Here is a 23,035-nt window from a genome sequence, read left to right as displayed (position 1 = left end):
GGAGCTAAATTAAAGAAGATTAATGCACTTCACTCCAAACGCGACGTTTCCAAAGATATGCAAGCACACTCATCACACCAAAGAAAATCATAATATACACACCTAAGCTTTCACGCTCTTCCTTTTTAGAATCCCCAATAGATTCTATATAAGCAACAACGCGCTCTTGTGCGTCTTGTCTTAATCCTACACGTGGCATAGAAAGCCCCACAGGCATAACACCAAGCTCTTTAGCAAGATTGCTATAATCTCGCTCATCTTGCCATTCGCTTCTTTTGTCATTTGGTGGAAGTGAGCCCTCTTTGTTAATGATAGCATCTTGAATAGCCTTATAAGACACCTTTTGAGGGTCATTAATAAAATACTCCAAATAATGCGCACCCTTACTGCGAATCATTGTTGAAAGATCAGGTGCAGCAGAACCAAGATAAACACTCAAACTCTCCGGCGAAGTTACAGCTTTGGTATTATCATATTTCATCGTATGGCAACGAGAACAAGCATTAAGGAAAACTGCCTTGTTTGTCAAACTTTCTTCAAGTTTGGCAATTTCATTTTGTTTTTGCCCCTCAGAAAAACTTGACTTTTCAATATTCTCTTTTTTAGCAACAAATTCTTCAGATTCCAAAACTTGCTTTTTGAGCGCAATAGAACCGATTGATTTGAGATAAGCAACCATATCAGCAACTTCTTGCTTGCTATCTTCTGCTCCAAAATACTGCGTCATAGGAAAATCACCATCTGGGAATTTATGAGCCAAATGCAAAGTATTTGCTGGGTCTAAAATGAGATTTGCTAAAAATTTCTCATTATAAATTGCTCCAGCAGTAGATAAATCAGGCGTAAAGATAGTCGCTTCTTTACCATCTCGTACATATACTGCCATCTCGCCTCCTGCAATACCAACATCTTTGAGTGTATGGCAAGCAGTGCAGTTTTCTTCTATAAGTGTTTTACCGCGTTGTGCATTGCCTTTAGACACATCAATATCCTCTAAATCTTTAAACTCAAAATCAGCCTTCGCAACTTCAGGGTGGAAAGTCGCGTGAGCAAGAGGCTCTACACCCCAATACAGCACACCTACAATTACCACGATAATGGCTAGAATCTTTATTTCTCTCATTTTAGTGTGCTCCTTTCTTATTTTCAAAGAATGTTACAAGTGGCAATGCAATAAATACAAGGAACAAGAATCCAATAGATGCCACAAAGCCTATAAAGTTATTTGCCCCTTCTGGTGGCAACTTACCAAAGATAGTAAGCACTATCATATCTATCACAAGCAGACAGAACCACAAGAGATACCCCGGACGTCTATGTGCTGGAGCGACAACAGAGCTTCTATCAAGCCAAGGTAAAAATAAAAATGCTACTTGTGCGATACCAAAAGCAGCCAAACCAAGGTCAGCACTAAAGAAAAAGCCTCTTAATACTTCATAACTCCATAGAAAATACCATTCGGGATAAATATGTGCGGGTGTTTTCATATTATTTGCTGGATCAAAATTGATAGGGTCCATTGCAAAATCAAAATGGAAACACACAAGATAGAAAAAGCCTATCATAAACAGACACACAACAAAAATATCCTTAGAGAGGAATACAGGCCAAAATGGTATGACTTTAGATTCTTTCTTTTTGCCCTCTTCATATTTTTTTGCTTCAGCTTCATAATCAATATGCTCTCCATCTTCATTATTCACGTGAGGCATTCTTAAAGTATAAAAATGCAATGCAATTACACCAAGAATCACAATTGGCAAAAGACATACGTGAAGCATAAAGAATCGTGTCAAAGTAGAATCTGCTACAACAAAATTTCCTCGCACCCATTCAACGACATCAGGTCCAATCACAGGAATACCCCCAAAAAGGTTTGTGATAACTGCAGCAGCCCAATAACTCATTTGTCCCCAAGGAAGCATATATCCACTAAATGCTTCTGCAGAGAAAAGAACAAAAATAAGCATACCGCCAATCCATACCATCTCACGTCCTCTTTTGAATGAACCATAATAAATAGCTACAAACATATGGATATAGATAATAAGGAATATCATACTCGCAGCTACTGCGTGGATATGCCGCCATAACCAACCAAATGCCACTTCACTCATAATTGTGTGATTAACACTATCAAAAGCCAAATTTACATCTGGCTTATAATACATCAAAAGAAAAAATCCAGACACCACAAGCAATGAGAATAGTGTGAGCAATACTACACCCATAGCCCATAGGAAGTTGATGTTTTTTGGAATCCAATACTTTGTCATCATCACTTCCAATAATTTCTTGATAGCAAGGCGTTGATCTAACCAATCCACCAAGCCTTCAGCTTTTTTCACTTCCATATCTTCTCCTTATGCCTTTTTTGCTTCAAGCAAAGCTTTATATTCTTGCCCTTCTTCACCCAACACCATTTTAGTCCCATCAATTTTAAAAGGTGGAATATCCATAGGACGCGGTGGTGGAGTGCCAGCTTCATTAACACCTGAAGCGTCAAAACGCCCTCCGTGGCACGCACAAGCAAATTCTTGAGTAGCCCGATTAAAACTAGGAATACAACCCAAATGGGTGCAGATTTGAATCCCCACCGTATATACTGCACCATTAACTTCAAAATCTCGTCCTTGTGTTTTTTGACTGCCAGCAGTTTTTTTGAGGATATATACAGGTTTGCCCCTCCATTCCACTGTTTGAAGCACTCCTTCTTGTAAAGCACTCAAATCAAATGTCGTAAAACCAGCCGAGACAACGCTAGGTAATGGGTCCCAAGAGCGTTTCATTGCATATAGAGATGCCACAGCACCCACAGCAGCAACACCACCTAGAGCCATTCCTAGAAAATCGCGTCTTTTTGTGTCTTGCATCTTTTCTCCTTTCACTAATTTGAAGTATAAAAACTTAGTATCGTATGCAAAAAAGGCTTAAATGTTGTTTATTCTTGTTAAATTTTTTGTTTATTTTTAGAGTATATTATAATTACGATACGAGATGATAAAAAATTAAGGCGTAAATAAATGGAACATTTTGTGAATCCTTGCATACATTTTATTCAAAAACAACTTCAAGAAAGAGGTTTTAAGAAAGTAGTGTTGGGCTTAAGTGGCGGTATAGATTCTGCAGTAGTAGCTACTTTGGCTACTTTAGCCTTAGGGAGTGAAAATGTGCGTGTGCTTCTTATGCCCTCTCTTAGCTCTAACGAGGAGCATTTTAATGATGCTCTTAATCTTGCTCACAGCCTTGAGCTTAAAAGCAAAATTATTCAACTTGCTCCATTTCAACAACATTTTGCAAAGCAAGAGGCTATGGATTTCAGCGGAAGCGGAAAAGATATGGAAAATATTGATATAAATCAAAAAATACGTATGGGTAATTTTTGTGCAAGAATCCGTATGGCTTTGCTTTATGACTGCGCGAATGTGGATAATGCCCTTGTATTAGGGACAAGCAATAAAAGTGAGATTCTATTAGGCTATGGCACAATATTTGGAGATTTAGCTTATGCTATAAACCCTATTGGCGGACTTTATAAAACACAAATTTTTGCGCTTGCGCTTGCGCTTAATGTGCCTCAAAAGATTATTGCCAAAAAACCAAGCGCAGATTTATTTGCCAATCAAAGCGATGAAGCCGATTTAGGATATGATTATACACACATTGACGCATTTTTGAGGGCATTTGAAAAGCTAGGTGGTATTCAAGCTACGCAGCATAAAGAGCGAGAGCATATAAAACATAAACTCAAAAACGCAGGATTTGAACACAATATGATAGAATCTCTAAGTGCTCGTGTGTGGAACAATGCCTTTAAACGCACCAAGCCAACTATACTAGAATTAGAACACGAAGCTTAAGGAGCATATATGCGATGGATTGATGCGTATTTTTATCAGCCAAATTTCACCCAAAAGCTTGTAAGTTTCACGCTTTTGCCTTTATCATTACTTTATGGAATCGGCTCTTTTGTGCGGCGAAAATGTGCGAGATTCTATGATTTTGGTATTCCCATTGTGAGTGTAGGAAATCTCATTGCTGGTGGCAGTGGCAAAACACCTTTTATCATTGAGGTAGCGAAAATGTATGAACGCGCAGCAATCATATCAAGGGGGTATAAACGCACATCAAAAGGACTTGTTCTTGTGAGCGAATGGGGCAATATCCAAGTCTCACAAGAAGAAGCTGGAGATGAGCCTTATCTCATCGCGAGAGAGCTTAACAATGCAAGTGTGATTGTGTGCAAAAATAGAATCCAAGCCATAGAAAAAGCAAAGCAAATGGGTGCAAAAGTCATATTTTTAGATGATGGTTTTCGCTTTAACTTCGCCAAGCTTAATATTGTGCTTGAGCCTTTGCTTAAACCTTATTTTACTTTAACTTTGCCAAGTGGAATTTATCGTGAGCTACCAAATGCCCTTAAAGAAGCGGATTTGATTGTGCGCGAAGGAATAGACTATACGCGAGAGGTGCACATAGAATCTCCAAGCGAGCGTATGCTGCTACTCACAGCCATTGCCAACCCTTCAAGGCTTGATGCGTTTTTACCCTCTGTGGTAGGGAAAATCACACTGAATGATCACGCGCAATTTGATAAAGACGCTTTACAAAAGGCAATGCAAGAATATAATGCCACAAGCTTGCTCGTAACAAGCAAAGATGAAGTGAAGCTGCTTCAAAGCGGTTTAAAATTAAGTGTAATGAGGCTAGAGCTTAAAATAGATTCTCAAGTCCTTAAGCATATTAAGGGATATATAGAAAAATTTAAGTAATATTTGGCTTACAATACAAAGTCGCTATACCACAACAAAGGAGAGAAGATGAAACTACAAAAAGGGGATAAAGCACCGCAATTTGTGCTTAAAAACGCTGATGAAATAGAAATTTCTTTACAAGATTTGCTCATAAAACGCGTGGTAGTATATTTTTATCCCAAAGATAATACACCCGGTTGCACGATTGAAGCACAAGATTTTAGTGCCCTATTAGAAAAATTTGAAGCACAAGATACCATCATAGTGGGCATAAGTCCTGATAGTCCAAAATGTCATCAAAATTTTATTCAAAAAAAATCGCTTAAAGTGTTGCTTTTAAGTGATAGTGATAAAAGTGTTGCAAAAGCTTATGGTGCGTATGGCACAAAAATGATGTATGGCAAAGAAGTGCAGGGTATTATTCGTAGCACCTTTATTATCGAACGCGATGGCACTATTAAAGAAAGTTTTTATAATGTTCGCGCAAAAGGACACGCCCAAAAAGTTCTTGAAAGCCTCAAATAGGATTCTGCATTAAAATTTTTTCTTATTCACATCATCAAAAATCTTGCGTGCGATAGTATCTACTGAATCGCTGATATTTTGAGAATGATTTGCCGCTTCCACATTTTGCGAATTTGCATTTTCTAGCTGTGAAACAGCTTCATTAATTTGTCCAATACCTAATGTTTGCTCTTTAATAGATTCAGTCATTTCATTCACGCCCTGAACAAGGACATTAATATTTGCTTCAATTTCAGAAAGCGATTTCCCTGTGCGTTCAGCTAACTTTCGCACTTCATCTGCGACAACAGCAAATCCTCTGCCGTGTTCTCCTGCTCTTGCTGCTTCAATAGCGGCATTAAGTGCAAGGAGGTTTGTTTGGTCTGCTATATCCCTAATAACGCCTACAATATTGCGAATATCGTTAGCTTGATTGCTTACATCATTCGCACGCCCAGAGATACTCTCCATAGAAGCATTCATTTCTTCCAGCGCTTGGGCTGTTTTTCCTAATGCTTGGGCTTGTTTATGCGAACCTTCAGTGAGATTATCAACAGCTTGTTTTAAGTCTTTTGCACTCACTTCTAATTCTTCAGCAAATTCTGAAGAAGTATGGAGCATCTCTTTAATGTTTGAACCCAAAGTATTTGCCGCAGTCTCTACCTCTCCGTGTGCATTATCCACTTGTGTTGTAAAGTCTAAATTAATATAGGATTTAAATACGCGATGAATCTCATTCATATCCTGTCCAATTTTACTTTGCAAAGTATCTAGCATTTGGTTAAGCACACTTTTAAGTTCCACAAGTTGGGGATTATGTGGATTCTCCATAATTCTCGCTGTAAAATCACCGCTTCCTATATGATTTGCTACCTCAATAAATTGTGCTACTGCCTCCTTATCGGTTTCTAATCCTTTTTCTGTTTTTTGTATGTTTTCATTAATGGCAATGCGCATATTGCCAAGCTCATCTTTTGCTTGAGGCTTAGTTAAGCTTGGAGGCGTTGATTTCTCGTAATTGAGATATTGTAAAAAATCAAAGAGTAAATCAGAAAGGCTTTTAATGCGCGCAAGCAAAGAGAGTTTAATCGTCATAAAAGAAACAATAAGAATGACAGAAGCTAAAACGATAATCCCTAAAGTAATAATGAGTTCAACTTTTTCAATGGCTGAAGTAAAATCTTTCATCAAAGCTTCAATCACAATATATAAATCAAGCTCAGCATTATAATCCACATAACCCTGATAATCTTTTCCATTAAGAGAGTAAGAAATTTCCATTTTAGGCTTTAATGTTTTTAAATGCGATGCATCACTTGGCTTACCTTCTCCACCGAGAATAAATTTATCCCAAGTTTTATCAAAGATAATAATTTTGCCTCTCTCTCCTATATGAATACCCCCTAATTTTTGTGCAATTAAGTTATAACATTCTTCTAAATCATAGGCAACAAATAGAATACCTACAACTTGATTATTCTCATCTAAGATTGCTTTATAAATAGACATATAATCTTTGCCCACAAGATGCACTTTTCCACGAAATATACTTGGATTAGGTTTTGTCATTTCAGCAAAAGCTGGGTGAGAGCTACCAAGTGGTGTGCCCACTATTCTATTGCCCGATGCATCTTTGAGAGAGGTTGCTACGCGTATGAAATCATCACCGCTTTTGACAAATATAGTCGCTACACCACTGACCAATTTTGAAAACTTATCTACCAACTCTGTATTACCCACAAGATTCACACCATTATAATATAAGGTTGGCACAGATTTATCGCCAAACTTCATATTATCGCCGATTCTATAACTATTTTTCCTCAAAGCCCCATACAAGGCTGCTAAATCATTTTCAAAAAACTTTAATGAATTTTCACTTTCACTAATGATTTGTTGAGAGGTAACTTGAAAATTACCTTCTACAATAGAAGCTGCTTGATTGATTTGTAGTTTAGCTTGAGCTTGAGTAGTGTTGCCCATTGTCCATTGAACAAAAAATAAAATAGGAATGGAAACAATCAAAACAATAATAGCTTGAATACATAAGAACTTTGTGCCTATGGATAATTTGTTCCACATTAAACATATCCTTGCTTATTTAATTTGAACGAAATATTAGAATAATATAGATAAAAAAATATTTAAATTTATTAATAAATTTTTTTATTTTATAATATTTATAATATTTTTGTTTTTGAAATTTCCTTGTAAGTCTCAAAAACATCGCCCACTTTAATATCATTATAGTTTTCAAGCATAATCCCGCATTCATACCCCTTAGAAACTTCTTTGACATCATCTTTAAATCTTTTAAGCGAAACAATAGCACCTGTATGCACCACCACACCATCACGAATAAGTCGCACCTTAATGCCTTTTTGAATACTTCCATCAACCACCATACACCCAGCAATCGTGCCAACCTTAGGAATATTAAATGTCTCACGCACTTCAGCCTGTCCTGTATTCTCTTCTTCAACAATGGGCGACATAAGACCGCCGAGCAAAGCTTTAATATCATCAAGCAATGTATAAATAATAGAATAGGTTTTAATTTCTACGCCAAGCTCTTTAGCCTTTGCCTTTACATTCCCAGTAGGGCGGACATTAAAACCTAAAATCAAGCTATTTGTGCTTGTGGCACAAAGTGCAATATCACTCTCACTAATACCCCCCACACCAAAACCAATAATATTCACACGCACCTCATCATTGCTTAGCTTTTCCAAACTTACCTTGATTGCTTCAAGGCTACCTTGCGTGTCGGCTTTAACAATCAAAGGTAAAGTCTTAAGATTGCCTTGAGCCACCATTTCTCCAAGTTCATCAAAAGTAACTTTCGTAGATTTACTCAATTCCTTTTGTCGCAAATATGAGGCGCGTTTTTGCGCGTATTCTCTTGCAATAGCATCATTTTCCACGCTTTGAAAAATAGCTCCCGCACTAGGCACTTCAGAAAGTCCTGTAACCACTGCCACGCCAGAGGGTGAAAGCTGCGAGATATTTTGTCCTCTGTCATCAAGCAAGGCACGCACACGTCCAAAAGCTGTATCAGCCACTACTGAATCTCCAACATTAAGCACTCCATTTTGCACAATAATGGTCGCTACTGGTCCTCGTCCTTTTTCCAAACTCGCCTCAAGCACAATCGCCTTTGCTCTACCTTGATGAGGAGCTTTAAGCTCCAATACTTCAGCTTGGATTAAAATCGTTTCAAGCAGATTCTCTATGCCATCGCCACTTTTGGCAGAAATAGGTATAAACTCGTATTCCCCGCCCCATTCATTAGGTGTAAATCCAATCTCAGCGCATTCAGCTTTAAGCTTATCGGGATTGGCATTTTCTTTGTCCATTTTATTCATTGCAATGATAATTTGCACATTTGCAGCTTTAGCGTGGTTAAGAGCTTCAATAGTCTGCTGCTTGACACCATCATCTGCGGCGATGACGATAATTGCAATATCAGTTACCTGCGCCCCTCTACTACGCATTTGTGTGAAAGCTTCGTGTCCGGGTGTGTCAATAAAGCTGATTTTTTTGCCATTTTTTTCTACCATATATGCGCCAATATGCTGCGTAATCCCTCCTGCCTCACCACTTGCTATACGCGAGTTGCGAATATAATCGAGCAATGAAGTTTTGCCGTGATCAACGTGCCCCATAATCGTAACCACAGGCGGACGCTCAAGCAATGGAATATCTATGTCGGGAGCAGATTCTATAATATTTTGCTCGGGAGCATCTTGGATAGAAATTTCAAGCTCAAATTCATCAGCTAAAATTTCAATCGCATCGCGGTCTAAAAAATCATTTTTTGTCGCCATTACACCAAGATTAAAAAGCACCTTTATAACATCTTTTAGCTCGGCTTTAATGAGTTCAGCAAATTCATATACACGGATTTCTTCAGGAATAGAAATGGGACCTTTTACCTTATCAACATTTTTTGGTGCTTTGACTGGCTTACGGCGTTTGCCTCCACGCTTGATACTTCCCTCATTCATCCAAGGATTTTTACGATGAATATGTACACGTTCGGCAATAGCTTGACGAATCTGATTCTCTTCCTCTTCATCTCGCACTTCGCGCTCATTTAAATCAAAAAGCATAATTTCATCTTGCTCATCATCATAATCAGAATGAAAAGAAATGTCCCTATCATCTAAAATATGTATTTTTTGCTCTGTGTGTTTGTGGGCAACTTTAGGTTTTGGTTTATCTTTTTTGTGTTTTTTATACTCTTCATCAGCAGTATCAGCGAGAAGCTCTTTATAGCTTGGGGCGTGCCTTTTATTCTCATCTTTTTTAGATACCACACTTGGCTGCTCTTGGAGGGCATCATTTTTACGCACGATACGCAGTCCGACTTTTGGTTTTGTTTCAAGAGGTGCAGTCATATCATTTGTTTCTGTTTTTTTCCCAAGGCGTTTGTTTTGAGATGCTTGAATTTGGGGTAGAGCACTATCTTGTTCTACTTCATTTTGCGCATCTTTATTTTTTTGCTTTTGCGTGGTTTTTTTAGCAGTCTTTGAAGATTTAGTAGCTTTCTTTGTTTCCTTTTCTTTGCTCTCTTTTTCCTTTGTAGCACTTTGCGAAGACTTTGTAGTTGATTTTTTAGGTGCTTTAGCTGCCTTTTTATCTTTGGCTTTGTTTGTAGGCACATAAGAATTTACACCCGTATTGATATATTCAAAAAGTGCAGCAGCCTCCTCTTGTGTCAGAGAGCTTGAAGGTGTTTTTACACTTAATCCCATTTCCTTAGCTTTCTCATAAGCAAATTTTGCCTCTTTGCCAAATTCTTTGGCAAAATCTGATAATCTTATTTTTTCCATAGATTCCATATCTCCTTTAAAGTTGAAACGTGATGTTCGCTTGGCTTTAATTTATTCATTTTGATGATAGTTTGAAGCGTCTTAGGTTGCTCTAGGCATTCCTCGCATACATAAAAACTCCTCCCTCTTCCACTAAAGCGACACAAAGAGTAGCCATTACTTTGCAATCTTAAAAGCTCCTTTTGACAAAATCTCTTACGACATTTAACACACATACGCATTTGTTTGGGTTGTTTCATAGTATTATACCTAAAGTTTCTATGATTCTATCAGGGTTGCCCCGATATTATCAAATTCAAGTTCAAGCACACGAAATTTTGGAAAATGCTTTTGCAAAATGCGTGATAAATTCCCACTATCATCGCTATAACAAATATTTAAAAATGATGAGCCGCTCCCAGAGAGTGCGCTTAAAAGCGCTCCATTTTCAAAAGCAATCTTTTGCACATTAAAAAGCGCAGGAATATTTTTCATACGCAATTCTTGATGGAATCTATCCTGACTAGCAACACGCAACAAATCCCATTTGTGTGTAATAAAGGCTGCACTCAACATACAAGCGTGCGAAAGATTAAATACCGCATCTTGAGTGCTATATTTTTTAGGAAGTGCGCGGCGTGAAAATTTTGTTGAAATAGCTGCATTGGGAATCACTACTACGGCTTTAATATCTGTGGGCAAAAGCGTTTGGATATTGACAACTTGCTCTTTTGTTTCAAGTGAGGTATCAAGCATACTCACATTAAACCCTCCATAAAGTGCAGGCGTAATATTATCTGGGTGATTCTCATATGAAAGCGCAAGCTGGAGAATCTCCGATTTATTGATTGGCTTTTGCATAATATGATACGCACTTACAATCGCACCAATAATTACCGCAGAACTTGAACCAAGCCCACGCGATATAGGTATGGCATTATGAAAGCCAAACTTAAAGGTCTGCATAGGGTAATTATGCAGAGTAAGAATCTCATTAAAAATCTTAATAAAAACATTATCTACACGAAGCTTAGGGCGATCTTTTCCCTCTCCAGAAATATGAATACTGCTTAACTTTGAAGGGGTAATACTAAAAGTATTATGTAATTTAAGTGCTAAACCCAAAGTATCAAAACCGGGTCCAAGATTGGCGCTTGTAGCAGGGACAGAAATAACCACAATTACTCCATAGTATAAAGTCAAAGCTTTATTATAATGTGTTTTTAATTGATTTTTCTTTAGTTTTTTGAGAATCTTTACAGAAGTAGAGCGGTGATTCTTTTTATGAAAGCTAAACGGGAGGGAGAATATAAAGGGGTTGGGTATGTGTATGAAATCGTGCTGTATCAAGTGTTTTTGGGAGGAAGAAAGAAGTATTTTTGGACATTATATTATGAGCAAGAGAAATATTCCCCTCGCAATCACAATAAAAACAAGTCGTGCCAAATGCTTTAATATAGCAATCGCTTGTAAAATAAAAGCTTGAAGTAGCAAAAAGCTTTATATCATACACCATCGCAAGGGTATGCAGAAAAATATGCGTGAGTTTGAGTGCGGTAAAACTTCCGGGTCCATTAGCATAATAAATGGATTCTATTTTCATATCACGATACATTGGATTTTGTTTGGGTGTGGGAAGCAAAGATTCAAAAATACGAGGAAGTGCGACAAGGGGCAATTCATCGCTTATGATTTCCTCAATTAATGTTTGATTTTCATAGAGCCCACATTTTATAGGCAAACCTACGCTCACAAGAGCAATACTTATATACCGCATACACTTTATAAGCTAATGTTGTTCGTGCAAAAAAGCATAATCAAGATTTGCTTCCTCAACCTTATCGTCAAGACTTATAACCTCATAAGCTTTTTCATCACTTAAAATCTGTTTTGTAAGGAGATGGTTAAGCTTATGGCTTCCCGCAAAAGATATATAACTACCGAGTAAAGGCATACCAAGTAACGCCATATCACCAATGGCATCAAGGATTTTATGACGCACAAATTCCTCTTTGTATCGCAAACCTTCTTTGTTAAGGATACTGCTTTCATCAAGCACAATACAATTACTCAAATCTCCACCCTTTGCTAAACCTTTAGAGCGCAAATAATTTACCTCGTGCAAAAAGCCAAAAGTTCTTGCCCGCGCAATTTCTTCTTTATAAGCTTTAGTGCTAAAAGTAAATTTATAATGTTGCTGACGAATGACAGGGTGATTAAAATCAATCTTAAAATCAAAAATTGTCCTCTCACTTGGCTCAACGCGCACAAATTTCTTTTCATCTACAATCTCAATGGATTTTTTTATTACAATGGCTTTTTTGGGTGCATTTTGTGTAATAATGCCAGCTTCTTCAAGCAACATACAATATCCTATCGCACTTCCGTCCATAATAGGCACTTCCTCGTTATCAAGCGAGATTCTAATATTATCAATGCCATAAGCGTGAATAGCAGAAAGTAAATGCTCAATAGTAGAAACCTTTGCTTCACCTTTGGCAATCACAGTTGCCATAGTTGTATCAATGACATTTTCTGGTTTAAGCTCAACACTTACACCCAAATCAGAACGATAAAACACTATGCCGCTATCCACCTCCAAAGGTTCAAGCTCCATTTTTACAGGCACACCTTTATGTAGCCCAATCCCTACAAGCTCAACTTTATTTTTAATGGTTTTTTGCTTCATACTAAATCCTTTATACTTACATCATCGTCTTTTTTAAAAATTATTTTGAATAATGCACTGCTTTGGTTAATTTTGCGTAAAAAAGTTTCATCAAGAAGTGCATCTTGAAACAATATTGTAGGAGCGAGAATCTTAGTGCAGATAATATAATCACCTTGAGATTCTATGCTGCCACTACATTCACTTAACAAAAGCAAATTTCCTTCCGCAATAATCCGAGCACCACTATTGACTTGAGATTGCACCACAATATCGCCATTATGATAGATTTCCTCACCACTGCGGACAACCTTATTAATAAAAAGTGCAGAAGAAGATGCAACCTGCACATTGCAAAGATGAGATTGGCTAGATTGAGAAAGCGTAAGAGAATCTTGATGTGTTACATAAATATGCGCCATATCACTTAAATTGGCAAAACTTAAATTATGCTCCTGTAAAAATGTTTGAAGCTTTGGCTCAATCTCATCTCTAAAACCAAGTGTATGACGTTGCAAAAGAGGGAGATGCTTTGTAATAAAATCAATATACTCTTGTGTGCTTCCTCCTGCTTCAAATTCAAATAATCGTAAAGTGCGTTGCCGAGTTTTAATCATAGTGTATCGCTTCTAATGCATTGAATGTTTTTCCTGATAATACGCTCGTGCTTTAATCAAAACATTGATAATATTATCATCAACCCACTTTTGGTCTAGCCATTCACTTAAGCGCACAAAATGCCCTTGCACTAAAATACCAAAATGCAAATGGTCTCCAAATGCCCAACCTGTTGCGCCCGTATTGCCAAGACGTTGTCCTACATTTACCTCATCGCTCACATTAACGTGGCTATCTGATAGATGTGAGTAAAGCGATGAAACGCCAAACCCGTGATAAATTAAAAGCGTATCACCATAAAGCCCAAGACGATTTTTAAGCGACACAACACCCTTATTGCTCGCAATGATGGGAGCATTTTTGACGCTTGCCACATCAATGCCCAAATGTGTGGCTTCACTGATTTTGGTTTTATTGAGATAATAAGTGCGATAATCTCCAAAACTTCCTACAAGTTTTGAACCATTAAGTGGCACAAATGCGCGGAAAGATTCATCAATATAGCCATCATCTGAAACCAAATCATTACAGGCTTTTAAAATTCTATTTTCATCTTCGTTGCGTATGGTTTCATTAAAAAACACGAATCTCTCAACATCATCATTAAAGTCCCGATGAAGTTTTTTATCAATGCGTCCAAGAAGTTCATTTAATTTGCCATTGAGGAAGTTTTCTTCTATTCTGATGTTAGAATGATAATAAGCAACATTAATATTCCGCCTAAGCGTGATATTTTGTTTGGTAGTATTGCCTGCTTTGTCTGTGGCAACAATTTGAGGATTAAAAAATTTATTTTTTAGAGGCCACGCAATAATTCCTATATAAATATCATCATCAAGATATTTAAAGAGCTTAAATTCATCAATGCCATTATGAATATGCACATCTTGTAATGCCATATCTTTAATTTCAAATGCTACAATCGCACTTCCTCCACGAGCAATCTGATATGATGATGCAATAGGTATAACACTGGGAGGAGTCGTATCTACTACGAGATTGAGTTCAACTTTGGCAGTATTGCCGCTAAAAAAATGTGAATTACTCCAATCTGTTACTGCAATCTTGTATTGAAGAGCTGCTCCATTTTTAAGTAAAGTAGAAGGTTTTGGCAATGAAATTTTAATAGATTTTGGTTTATTTAAAATGATTTCTTTTTCATCACTCAAAACCTCTCCATCAAATATCACTTGCACCCGATAATCCCTAATACCACTTTCATCATCAAATTTTACCCACATCTCATCTTGAAGATTCCAATGTGTGGGAAGAGCTTTCCCTTGCATATTCAGACGTGGCTCTTGTGTCTCAAAGATGAAAGAAGTAAAAGCCATAATCCCTACAATAATAAGTGTCATAATACCTAGACTTGTCAATATCAACCGCTTATTACCCATACTCGTGCCTTTGGATTACAAAGAATAAAGGTTTTATTATAGCATAAAATCTTAGATTTGACGCTCTTTGGCTACTTTCTCTCCTGCAATTTCAAGAATCTTACTCATTTTTTTCTTGCCTTCACGCTCCTCAAGATATGCAACCTCGCTTAACACCTGTCCTACCGCTGCAAAAAGGTCGTGAGGAATAACTTGATTTAAATCCAACTGCCGATAAAGTTCGCGTGCAAGAGGTGGATTCTCAATGATTTTAATATCATATTCTCTTGCTATACTTTTAATGCGTATGGCAAGCTCATCAATGCCTTTTGCTACCAATATTGGAGGCATACCTTTTTCAATCTCTTTCTCACTATAACGCAACGCCACAGCATAATGCGTAGGGTTAGTGATAACAACGGAAGCAGAAGGGATTTCTTGCATCATACGATTATTTGCGATTTTTTGTTGCATTTGACGAATCTTAGCCTTCACTTCAGGACTTTGCTCATATTGTTTGTATTCATCTTTGACTTCTTTAATGCTCATTTTGAGACTTTTGATGTATTGATAACGTTTAATCAAATAATCACTTACTGCCATAATAAAAAACAAAATTAATAGCACTCCAATAAGGATAAGTGCCTTTTGCCTAAACCACATAATCTGCCCATACAATCCGCTCATTGAAACGCTTGGTAATTCATCAAAAAAACTCACAAATACAGCAAACCCAACAATAAAGGCTACAAAAACCTTTAAGGTAATCATAAAACCATCTAGAATCTTTTTAAGTGAAATAACATTTTTAATGCCTGTTATAGGGTTAATTTTAGATATTTTAGGCTTAATCGCTTTAGGTGAAAGAAGCAATCCAAATTGTGCGACATTTGCAATAACCCCCGTAATCATCAGCACAAGAAAAAGCGGTGCAAGCATAAAAAACACTTCAAGCCCAATACTTAGCATTAGATTGCCCAACAAACGCCTATCCACATCAAGCAGCATAAGCTGATTGATATGATGGTAGATTCTCTGCGTGCCTTCTACCCAAAAAGGCAGAAGTAAAAACATCAATCCCAAACCTATAAGCAAAATAAAAAAACCAGCAAATTCTGGGCTTTTGCTGACATTACCTTCTTCTCTAGCTCTTTGAATCTTATGTGCCGATGGGGCTTGGGTTTTTTCTTCATCAGCTGCCATAGCTATTCCATATCCTCATAGACTTTTAAAGCCTCACGATAGTCGTCCATTGTGTTGATGTTAAGACATTCCTCTTCTGTTGCAGCAATGCTTTGATAGGGGTGAGATTCTATAATGCGATGCAGGGCATAATTTTTAGCCTTATATGCCCATATAAGCGTATCAAGCATAGATTTATGCCATTTGGAAATAAGATAATGTGCCTTATGGGCACTCTGTGCATAGACAATAGGAGCATTCGCAAGGGCAATATTATGCAAAGTTGCGCAAGTGATAAAAGGTGTATCCACACTTAAAAACATAATCTCTTGCGTATCTAATTTTTTAAAGGCATTAATCATTCCTACCATAGGGGCATAGATAGAACTAGATTCTATCAAAAACGGAGCTTCAAACTGAAATTTATCCCGCGTTTTTGCGCTGATATAAAGAGATTCAAACAAGACACTCAAACGCATAAATACCCATTGACTAAGCGTATGCTGTCCAAATGCAATTTGCGTCTTATCTGTGCCCAAACGCGAACTTTTGCCACCAGCAAGTATCACACACGGAATAGCAATCTTTTGCATAAAAACCTTTCATTTTTAGTAAGCATTGTATCTTATTTTGTATAATCCTAATTTCTTTAAATATAAATTTACATTTTGGAAGAGCAATGTTAGTAGATTCTTTTTCTCGCACGATTGATTATATACGCGTATCTGTTACCAAGCAATGCAATTTCCGCTGCCAATATTGTATGCCTGATACACCAGAAGATTTTGTAGATGAGAGTGCATTGCCTCTGCCTAAAATGCTTGAATTTATCAAGCTTGCCATTGATAATGGTATAAAAAAAATCCGTATTACAGGCGGAGAGCCTCTTTTGAGGGCAGATTTAAGCGCATTTATCGCTCAAATTTACGAATACGCACCTCATATTGAGCTTACACTCACAAGTAATGCCTTTTTGCTTGAAAAATACGCTAAAGATTTAAAAGATGCAGGGCTTTCACGCATTAATATCTCTTTGGATTCTCTTAAAAGTGAGCGTATAAAGCTTATTTCTAAGCGCGATGCTCTGCCACAAATCCTAAGAGGCATTCATAAAGCCGCTCATCTTGGATTAGGCATTAAGCTCAATATGGTGCCAATTCAAGGTATAAATGATGATGAAATCATTGATATGCTTGAATTTGCCGCCACCCATGGCTTTGGCATTCGTTTTATTGAATTTATGGAAAATATCCACGCAAAAGAGGGCTTAAAAGGTTTGCGAAGTGCAGAGATTCTAAACATTATTAACACTAAGTATCCTACTACCTTAGAAAAAAAAGAATGTTTCGGTCCAGCAAAGCTGTATTCAATTATCTTAAAGGATAATGACTCACCCTCTTTGCCAAAACAGCTTACCTTCGGTATTATCTCTCCACACGAAGATGATTTTTGTGCAAGCTGCAATCGTATCCGTCTCACAAGTGATGGCGTGATTTGCCCTTGCTTGTATTACCAAGAAAGCGTGAATCTTAAAGATGCCATTATGCAAAATGATAAAGAAAAAATGCAAAAACTTTTAGAACTCTCTGTGCGCAATAAACCCGAAAAGAATCAATGGGAGCAGGAAATGGAGCAACAAAAGCATTCTACGCGTGCATTTTATTACACAGGTGGGTAATTCTTTGGCGCACAAACAATAGAAAATATGTAAGAATGTGTAAATGAGATTCTAAGATTTTATGCTATACAATCACTTTTTTAAAGTTTTAAGGAGAAAAAATGGATTTATTACAAAAGGCTTTGGCACAAGATGAGGATTTAAGCCCAAAAGAGCTAAGCAGATTGTATGAATATGATATTTTCACACTTGGTGAAGCAGCATATAATCTCCGCAAAGAGCGGTATGATAAAAAAGTATTTTTTAACAACAATCGCCATATTAACCCAAGCAATATTTGTGCAGATGTATGTAAATTTTGCGCATTTTCTGCCTCACGCAAAAATCCCAATCCTTATTCTATGAACATTGATGAGATTCTCGCTCAAGCACATAATGCCTATGAAAACGGCGCAAAAGAGCTTCATATCGTTTCTAGTCATAATCCAAACTATACTTATGAATGGTATTTTGAACTTTTCAAAGAAGTCAAAAAGGCTCTGCCACAAGTGCATTTAAAAGCTCTCACTGCCGCAGAAGTAGATTATTTAGATAGAATCTCAAACAAAGGCTACAAGAGAGTGCTTGAAGATATGGCAAAGGCTGGAGTAGATTCTATGCCCGGAGGTGGTGCTGAAATCTTTGATGAGCAGGTGCGTGCTTTTATCTGCAAAGGCAAGGTAAGCTCACAAAGATGGCTTGAGATTCACACATATTGGCATACTCTAGGTAAAATGAGTAATGCAACAATGCTTTTTGGACACATAGAACAAAGAGAACATAGAATTGATCATATGCTGCGATTACGCGCTGCTCAAAGTGAAAACGCCAAAGTAGCGCAAAAACAGGGTGGATTCAATGCCTTTATCCCCCTTCTTTATCAACGCGAAAATAATTTTCTCAATGTCAAAGCATTTCCAAGCGGACAAGAGATTCTAAAAACAATTGCTATTGCGAGAATCTTGCTTCATAATATCCCACATATAAAGGCATATTGGGCAACTTTGGGGCTTAATCTTGCTATTGTTGCACAAGAATTTGGTGCTGATGATATGGACGGAACAATTCAATTAGAAAGCATTCAATCTGCCGCAGGAGCAAAAAGCAAAAGCGGATTAAACAAAGAGGAGCTTATCTCACAAATTAAAGACGCTGGATTTCGTGCGATTGAGCGAGATTCCCTTTACAATGAACTTGCAGAGTGTTAAAAAGTGCGATGTTCCCATTGTCAGCTTGAATATGATGATTCACAATTAAGCACACGCTATAATGAGCAAGGAGAGGAGCTACATTTTTGTTGCAATGGCTGCGAAAGTGTATATTTTTTGCTCCAAGATTGCTCACTCACAAGTTTTTATGATAAACTCACAAGTCCCCTTGCTCCCCCAACACTTGATACTCACAATGATTTGAAGCGATTTGACACAGACGCATTTATGCAAAAATATGTCCATACCATTACAAAAGACGATGCGGAACTCTGCGAAGTACATTTAATTATAAGCGGGATTCATTGTGCAGCGTGTATTTGGCTTAATGAAAAGATCCTTTTAGCGCAAGAGGGGATTATAAGTGCTTCCATTAATTATACGAACAACAAAGCAAGCATTGTTTGGGATAGAAACAAACTCCCCTTAAGTGCTATTGTCGCACTTATTCAATCTATTGGCTATGATGCGTATGTATATGATAGCCGAATCCAAGAAAGCGCAGATAAAAAACAAATGAAAGAATATTATATACGCGTGATTGTTGCACTTTTTTGCACAATGAATATTATGTGGGTAGCCATTGCACAATATAGCGGGTATTTTCTTGGTATCACCAAGGAAGCAAAAGATATACTCAATCTCGCCTCATTTATCCTGTGCACTCCTGCACTTTTTTACTCTGGCTGGGTGTTTTTTCGCTCAAGCTATTATGGATTAAAAAATGGTTTTGTGGGTATGGATTTGCTCGTTGCTGTTGGCTCTACGCTAACTTATATTTATTCTCTATATGCTGCTCTCACGCGCAGTGGCGAGACTTATTTTGAATCTGTGAGCATGATTATTACCTTTGTACTTATTGGCAAATTTTTGGAAGTCCGAGCACGCAAAAATGCTGGAGATAGCCTTGATAAACTTAGTCATCTCTTGCCCACAAGTATAGAACTCTGTGATAAACAAAATCCACATCTCACACATCAAGTTGCCCCCGAAGAAGTCCAAATAGGCGATATGATTCTCGTAAGGGCGGGTGAAAAAATCGCTATTGATGGTATTTTGCTCAGTCAAAGAGCAATTTTTGACACAAAAGCAATCAGCGGCGAATCTTTGCCCATAGAATCTAAAAAAGGTGATGAGATTCTCTCTGGTTATGTCAATCTGAATCATCAAATTTTTTACCAAGCGACTAAAATATTCTCACAAAGCCTTATGAGCCATATTATCGCACTTGTAAGTTCCTCGCTTAATCACAGACCACACATACAAAATCTTGCTAATAGCCTTTCGCAGTATTTTTCACGCATCATTTTAAGCATTGCCCTGCTTTGTTTTTTAGGCTGGTACTTTGTAGGAAATGTAGGAGCTGAAAAATCACTTATGATAGCTATCTCTGTGATTATTATCGCCTGTCCTTGCGCGTTGGCTTTGGCTACGCCTATTGCTTCTGTGGTTGGCATTGGCGAATCTTATCATTACAATATCCTTTTCAAACAAGCGCGATTCCTTGAAAGCCTTGCAAAAGCAAATATTGTAGTTTTTGATAAGACAGGCACACTCACTCAAGGTGCGCCTAGAGTGCAAAAATGTCATATAGGTGGCAGTTATGACAAAGATTTGTTGCTTGCTTTTGTGCGTTTAAGTAAGCACCCTGTGGCAGAAGGCATTGTACATTTTTTGCAATCTCAAAATGACATAAATCAATCAGACAATACTTGCAATGCTCCTGTTTTAGAGCAATTTGAGCAATTTGATGCACAAGGTATAAGCGCGTATATGGGAGATTGCAAACTTGTAGGAGGAAATTTAGCATTTTTACGCGCACAAGGCTTTGCTATTCCTAAGCTTTCGCTTGGTGGAGGTATGATATTTGGCTTTGGTATGCAGCAAAAGGATACCCAAAATCAAAGTGAGATTTGTGAAATCTTTGAACTCTATGATGAACCAAAGCCCTATGCTAAAACTCTAATAGAATCTTTACATCAGCGTGGCATTGCCACAGCCTTGTTAAGCGGCGATAGGATAGAGAGTGTGGAGCAAATCAGCTCACTCATAGCAATTCAAGAATCTCATCATAGCCTATCACCCTTACAAAAGGCAGATTGGATAGAATCTTATAGGCAAAAGCACCCACAAAATGTGCTTGTAATGGTGGGCGATGGGATTAATGACGCACCTGCTTTAAGCAAAAGTGATATTGCTATTTCTATGGGAGCTGGGAGTGATATTGCAATCTTAAGTAGCGATGTTGTAATTCTTGACGATAAGCTTACTACCCTGCACAATGCCTTTGAAATTGCGCACCGAACTTATAGCAGCATTAAACAAAACATTATTTTAAGCATTGGTTATAATGCTTTGAGTGTGCCGTTGGCAGTGGCTGGACTTGTGATACCGCTCTTTGCAGCTCTTTCTATGAGTTTTAGCTCTCTTATTGTGGTGCTTAACTCTATGCGATTAAAACACTTTAAAGGCATAACATTAGAATCTAAAAAAGTTAAAAATGGGTAGATTCTAAAGCAGACAAACAAAATCTCATAAGAATATACATTATTTTAGTTATTCTTGTAAAATTTTAGCGTAATATAAGAATGTTTCATTTTATTTTTAAGGAGGAATTGATGAAAAAACATATCGTTTTTTTTGAAGCAGTAGGAGGCAGCGATAAGGGTAAAGATGGGCATAGAAAAGACACTGTGCCAATGATGGATTATCTGAAAAAACTTGGCTGGAACGCAGAAGTTGTTTTTTTTACAGATGAGATTTTGCGCGATGAGGCAAAAAAGAATGAAATCTATGAGTATGTCAAAAAATCTGCTGATGCGTATGTTTCACGCGTAAATCCGGGCAATCTCAAAGAAGAAAAACTCTACTTTGATGTATTGCGCAAACTTTGTGCTGATGGTGTCATTGGTATGCCACACCCTGATGCGATGATTGGCTATGGTGCAAAAGATGCTTTAACTAAGCTTCGCAATACAGAGCTTGTGCCCACAGATACTTTAGCATACTATGACCCAAGTGAGGCAGCGAGGATTGGCGTAAAATGGGAAGCTGGCGGTGAGCACGACTTCAAAAAGAACTTTCCCAAAACTCTTGCAAAGGGAGAGAGAGTGCTTAAACAAAATCGTGGCTCAACAGGTGAGGGCATTTGGCGTGTGCAAATCAAAGACCCAAGCAAATATAAAGGTGTAAGTGAATTGCCATTAGATGCAGAGATTCGCTGCACAGAAGCAGTAGATAATCACGTTGAAGAGCGCAAACTCGGTGAGTTTATGGATTTTTGTGAAAAATACCTTAAAGGTGATAATGGTATGCTCGTGGATATGACTTTCTTGCCTCGTATCAAAGAGGGTGAAATCCGAATCCTTATGCTTTATAAAGACCCCATTTATGTTGTGCATAAAAAACCTGCTGAAGGCGCGGACGCATTCTCTGCAACACTCTTTAGCGGTGCAAAATATCGCTATGACAAGCCAGAACAATGGAGCACCTTGGTGGATTACTTCCTTTCAAATCTCCCAGAGATTAAAACTAAACTTGGCAACTATGATTTGCCGCTCATTTGGACAGCAGACTTTATCCTTGATACAGATGCAAATGGTAAGGATAAATATGTTTTGGGTGAAATCAACTGCTCTTGTGTGGGCTTTACTTCTCCAGCAGAATTTTTGGACAAAACTGCGCGTAGAGTAGCAAACACAATTATCAACATTGTAGAAGATGCACAATCTTAATTCTACACCTACCTCATCAAACTAGATTCTATATATATAGAATCTAGTTTGGCTTATTCATTATCTTTGGCTTCGCACTTTTTTGTTATCCCCAAGATTCTCTCTTATGCTTGAGTGTTGAGCAGTAATCCTTTACTCATTATCAAACTATCCAAACTATATGTAACTTCGGGCATTCGCGTTTCGTGCATTTTCAAACTATCCAGCTTATAAGTTTCCTCATCTTTTCTTGGATTACTTTGAGGCACGACCGGCGTTGTTGGTATGATTTGTGGTATTGGCTGATTAAAACTTATTGGCATTCCCATATTTGCTCCCTTTTCCCCTATCCAATCTACTACTTGAATCTTTTTAGGCACAATTATAACAAGTTTTACTTAATAATTCGTCCAAGAAAAGGAGCTTTTGTTCGTATCAAGCTTATTTAAAACTTGCTTGTTTTTGTGCAGTTAAACTAAAGTCAAACACATAAAAATATATTTATATCAAAGCCTTTTTTAAAATCGCTTGTTTTTGGGAT

Annotated in this window: 21 protein-coding genes and 1 pseudogene; 7 read left to right on the top strand and 15 right to left on the bottom strand. The window is 37.5% G+C overall.

Features of this window, described 5'->3' with window-relative positions:
- Positions 1 to 19: 19 nt before the first annotated feature.
- From OQH61_RS08380 to petA, 3 genes are read right to left on the bottom strand one after another with little or no spacing between them, the layout of a single operon-like run.
- Positions 20 to 1,123: a c-type cytochrome gene (locus OQH61_RS08380; RefSeq protein ID WP_266026979.1), complete on the bottom strand. Its 1,104-nt coding sequence runs from the start codon at positions 1,121 to 1,123 to the stop codon at positions 20 to 22.
- Between the two features lies 1 nt (position 1,124).
- Entirely contained in the window at positions 1,125 to 2,354 is a 1,230-nt protein-coding gene (locus OQH61_RS08375; protein ID WP_266026978.1) for a cytochrome b, read from the bottom strand.
- A 9-nt stretch (positions 2,355 to 2,363) separates the two neighbouring features.
- Complete coding sequence (gene petA / locus OQH61_RS08370; protein WP_266026977.1) at positions 2,364 to 2,873, bottom strand: ubiquinol-cytochrome c reductase iron-sulfur subunit; 510 nt, start codon at positions 2,871 to 2,873, stop codon at positions 2,364 to 2,366.
- 150 nt (positions 2,874 to 3,023) lie between these two features.
- On the opposite strand from petA, the gene OQH61_RS08365 reads away from it, so the two are divergent.
- The 3 genes from OQH61_RS08365 to bcp are packed head-to-tail and all read left to right on the top strand — an operon-like array spanning position 3,024 to position 5,279.
- Positions 3,024 to 3,860 (top strand): NAD+ synthase, encoded by an 837-nt coding sequence (locus OQH61_RS08365; protein ID WP_266026976.1) that lies wholly within the window; start codon positions 3,024 to 3,026, stop codon positions 3,858 to 3,860.
- Between the two features lie 9 nt (positions 3,861 to 3,869).
- On the top strand, positions 3,870 to 4,772 hold the full coding sequence (locus tag OQH61_RS08360) for a tetraacyldisaccharide 4'-kinase (RefSeq protein ID WP_266026975.1): 903 nt from the start codon (positions 3,870 to 3,872) through the stop codon (positions 4,770 to 4,772).
- Between the two features lie 48 nt (positions 4,773 to 4,820).
- Complete coding sequence (gene bcp / locus OQH61_RS08355; protein ID WP_266026974.1) at positions 4,821 to 5,279, top strand: thioredoxin-dependent thiol peroxidase; 459 nt, start codon at positions 4,821 to 4,823, stop codon at positions 5,277 to 5,279.
- A 9-nt stretch (positions 5,280 to 5,288) separates the two neighbouring features.
- Here bcp and OQH61_RS09595 read toward each other — a convergent pair whose 3' ends face one another.
- The 11 genes and pseudogenes from OQH61_RS09595 to mobA all read right to left on the bottom strand — a co-directional run bounded on the left by OQH61_RS09595 (position 5,289) and on the right by mobA (position 16,509).
- Complete coding sequence (locus tag OQH61_RS09595; protein ID WP_416232497.1) at positions 5,289 to 5,729, bottom strand: methyl-accepting chemotaxis protein; 441 nt, start codon at positions 5,727 to 5,729, stop codon at positions 5,289 to 5,291.
- A 693-nt stretch (positions 5,730 to 6,422) separates the two neighbouring features.
- Positions 6,423 to 7,241, bottom strand: a pseudogene (locus tag OQH61_RS09590) (Cache 3/Cache 2 fusion domain-containing protein); the annotation flags it as partial.
- A gap of 197 nt (positions 7,242 to 7,438) precedes the next feature.
- Positions 7,439 to 10,093, bottom strand: coding sequence for a translation initiation factor IF-2 (infB, locus tag OQH61_RS08345; protein ID WP_266026972.1), 2,655 nt, complete (start codon positions 10,091 to 10,093; stop codon positions 7,439 to 7,441).
- Complete coding sequence (locus OQH61_RS08340) at positions 10,081 to 10,332, bottom strand: DUF448 domain-containing protein (protein WP_266026971.1); 252 nt, start codon at positions 10,330 to 10,332, stop codon at positions 10,081 to 10,083. Before OQH61_RS08340 ends, infB begins: the two co-directional genes overlap by 13 nt.
- 19 nt (positions 10,333 to 10,351) lie before the next feature.
- On the bottom strand, positions 10,352 to 11,251 hold the full coding sequence (gene thrB / locus OQH61_RS08335; protein WP_266026970.1) for a homoserine kinase: 900 nt from the start codon (positions 11,249 to 11,251) through the stop codon (positions 10,352 to 10,354).
- Positions 11,252 to 11,363: 112 nt separating this feature from the next.
- Positions 11,364 to 11,849: a hypothetical protein gene (locus OQH61_RS08330; RefSeq protein ID WP_266026969.1), complete on the bottom strand. Its 486-nt coding sequence runs from the start codon at positions 11,847 to 11,849 to the stop codon at positions 11,364 to 11,366.
- A gap of 12 nt (positions 11,850 to 11,861) precedes the next feature.
- Complete coding sequence (gene lpxC, locus OQH61_RS08325) at positions 11,862 to 12,761, bottom strand: UDP-3-O-acyl-N-acetylglucosamine deacetylase (protein WP_266026968.1); 900 nt, start codon at positions 12,759 to 12,761, stop codon at positions 11,862 to 11,864.
- A complete protein-coding gene (gene minC / locus OQH61_RS08320; RefSeq protein ID WP_266026967.1) occupies positions 12,758 to 13,357 on the bottom strand; it encodes a septum site-determining protein MinC in 600 nt (199 codons plus the stop codon). The genes lpxC and minC overlap by 4 nt, the downstream gene beginning before the upstream one ends.
- Positions 13,358 to 13,369: 12 nt before the next feature.
- Entirely contained in the window at positions 13,370 to 14,755 is a 1,386-nt protein-coding gene (locus tag OQH61_RS08315; RefSeq protein WP_266026966.1) for a M23 family metallopeptidase, read from the bottom strand.
- Between the two features lie 51 nt (positions 14,756 to 14,806).
- Positions 14,807 to 15,937, bottom strand: coding sequence for a flagellar biosynthesis protein FlhB (gene flhB, locus OQH61_RS08310; RefSeq protein ID WP_266026965.1), 1,131 nt, complete (start codon positions 15,935 to 15,937; stop codon positions 14,807 to 14,809).
- Between the two features lie 2 nt (positions 15,938 to 15,939).
- Positions 15,940 to 16,509 carry a molybdenum cofactor guanylyltransferase MobA gene (gene mobA / locus OQH61_RS08305; protein ID WP_266026964.1) on the bottom strand — a complete coding sequence of 190 codons (570 nt, stop codon included), beginning with the start codon at positions 16,507 to 16,509 and terminating at the stop codon, positions 15,940 to 15,942.
- A gap of 86 nt (positions 16,510 to 16,595) precedes the next feature.
- Here mobA and moaA point away from each other — a divergent pair, with 86 nt between their 5' ends.
- The 4 genes from moaA (at position 16,596) to OQH61_RS08285 (ending at position 22,515) form a co-directional block, all read left to right on the top strand.
- Entirely contained in the window at positions 16,596 to 17,594 is a 999-nt protein-coding gene (moaA, locus tag OQH61_RS08300) for a GTP 3',8-cyclase MoaA (protein ID WP_266026963.1), read from the top strand.
- A 101-nt stretch (positions 17,595 to 17,695) separates the two neighbouring features.
- Positions 17,696 to 18,781, top strand: a complete 1,086-nt coding sequence (gene mqnE / locus OQH61_RS08295) for an aminofutalosine synthase MqnE (RefSeq protein ID WP_266026962.1) — start codon at positions 17,696 to 17,698, stop codon at positions 18,779 to 18,781.
- Positions 18,782 to 18,784: 3 nt separating this feature from the next.
- Positions 18,785 to 21,289 carry a heavy metal translocating P-type ATPase gene (locus tag OQH61_RS08290; RefSeq protein ID WP_266026961.1) on the top strand — a complete coding sequence of 835 codons (2,505 nt, stop codon included), beginning with the start codon at positions 18,785 to 18,787 and terminating at the stop codon, positions 21,287 to 21,289.
- Positions 21,290 to 21,399: 110 nt separating this feature from the next.
- Entirely contained in the window at positions 21,400 to 22,515 is a 1,116-nt protein-coding gene (locus OQH61_RS08285; RefSeq protein WP_266026960.1) for a Cj0069 family protein, read from the top strand.
- A gap of 104 nt (positions 22,516 to 22,619) precedes the next feature.
- On the opposite strand, the gene OQH61_RS08280 is transcribed toward OQH61_RS08285, so the two are convergent.
- The gene (locus OQH61_RS08280; RefSeq protein WP_266026959.1) at positions 22,620 to 22,823 is read right to left on the bottom strand and encodes a hypothetical protein; all 204 of its coding nucleotides are present in this window, start codon (positions 22,821 to 22,823) and stop codon (positions 22,620 to 22,622) included.
- Positions 22,824 to 23,035 lie beyond the last annotated feature (212 nt).

It is taken from the genome of Helicobacter sp. MIT 21-1697 (genome assembly GCF_026241255.1).
In the GTDB taxonomy this organism is placed as follows: domain Bacteria; phylum Campylobacterota; class Campylobacteria; order Campylobacterales; family Helicobacteraceae; genus Helicobacter_C.
Note: the sequence above shows the minus strand (reverse complement) of the source record. Positions and strands in the feature narration are given on the sequence as shown.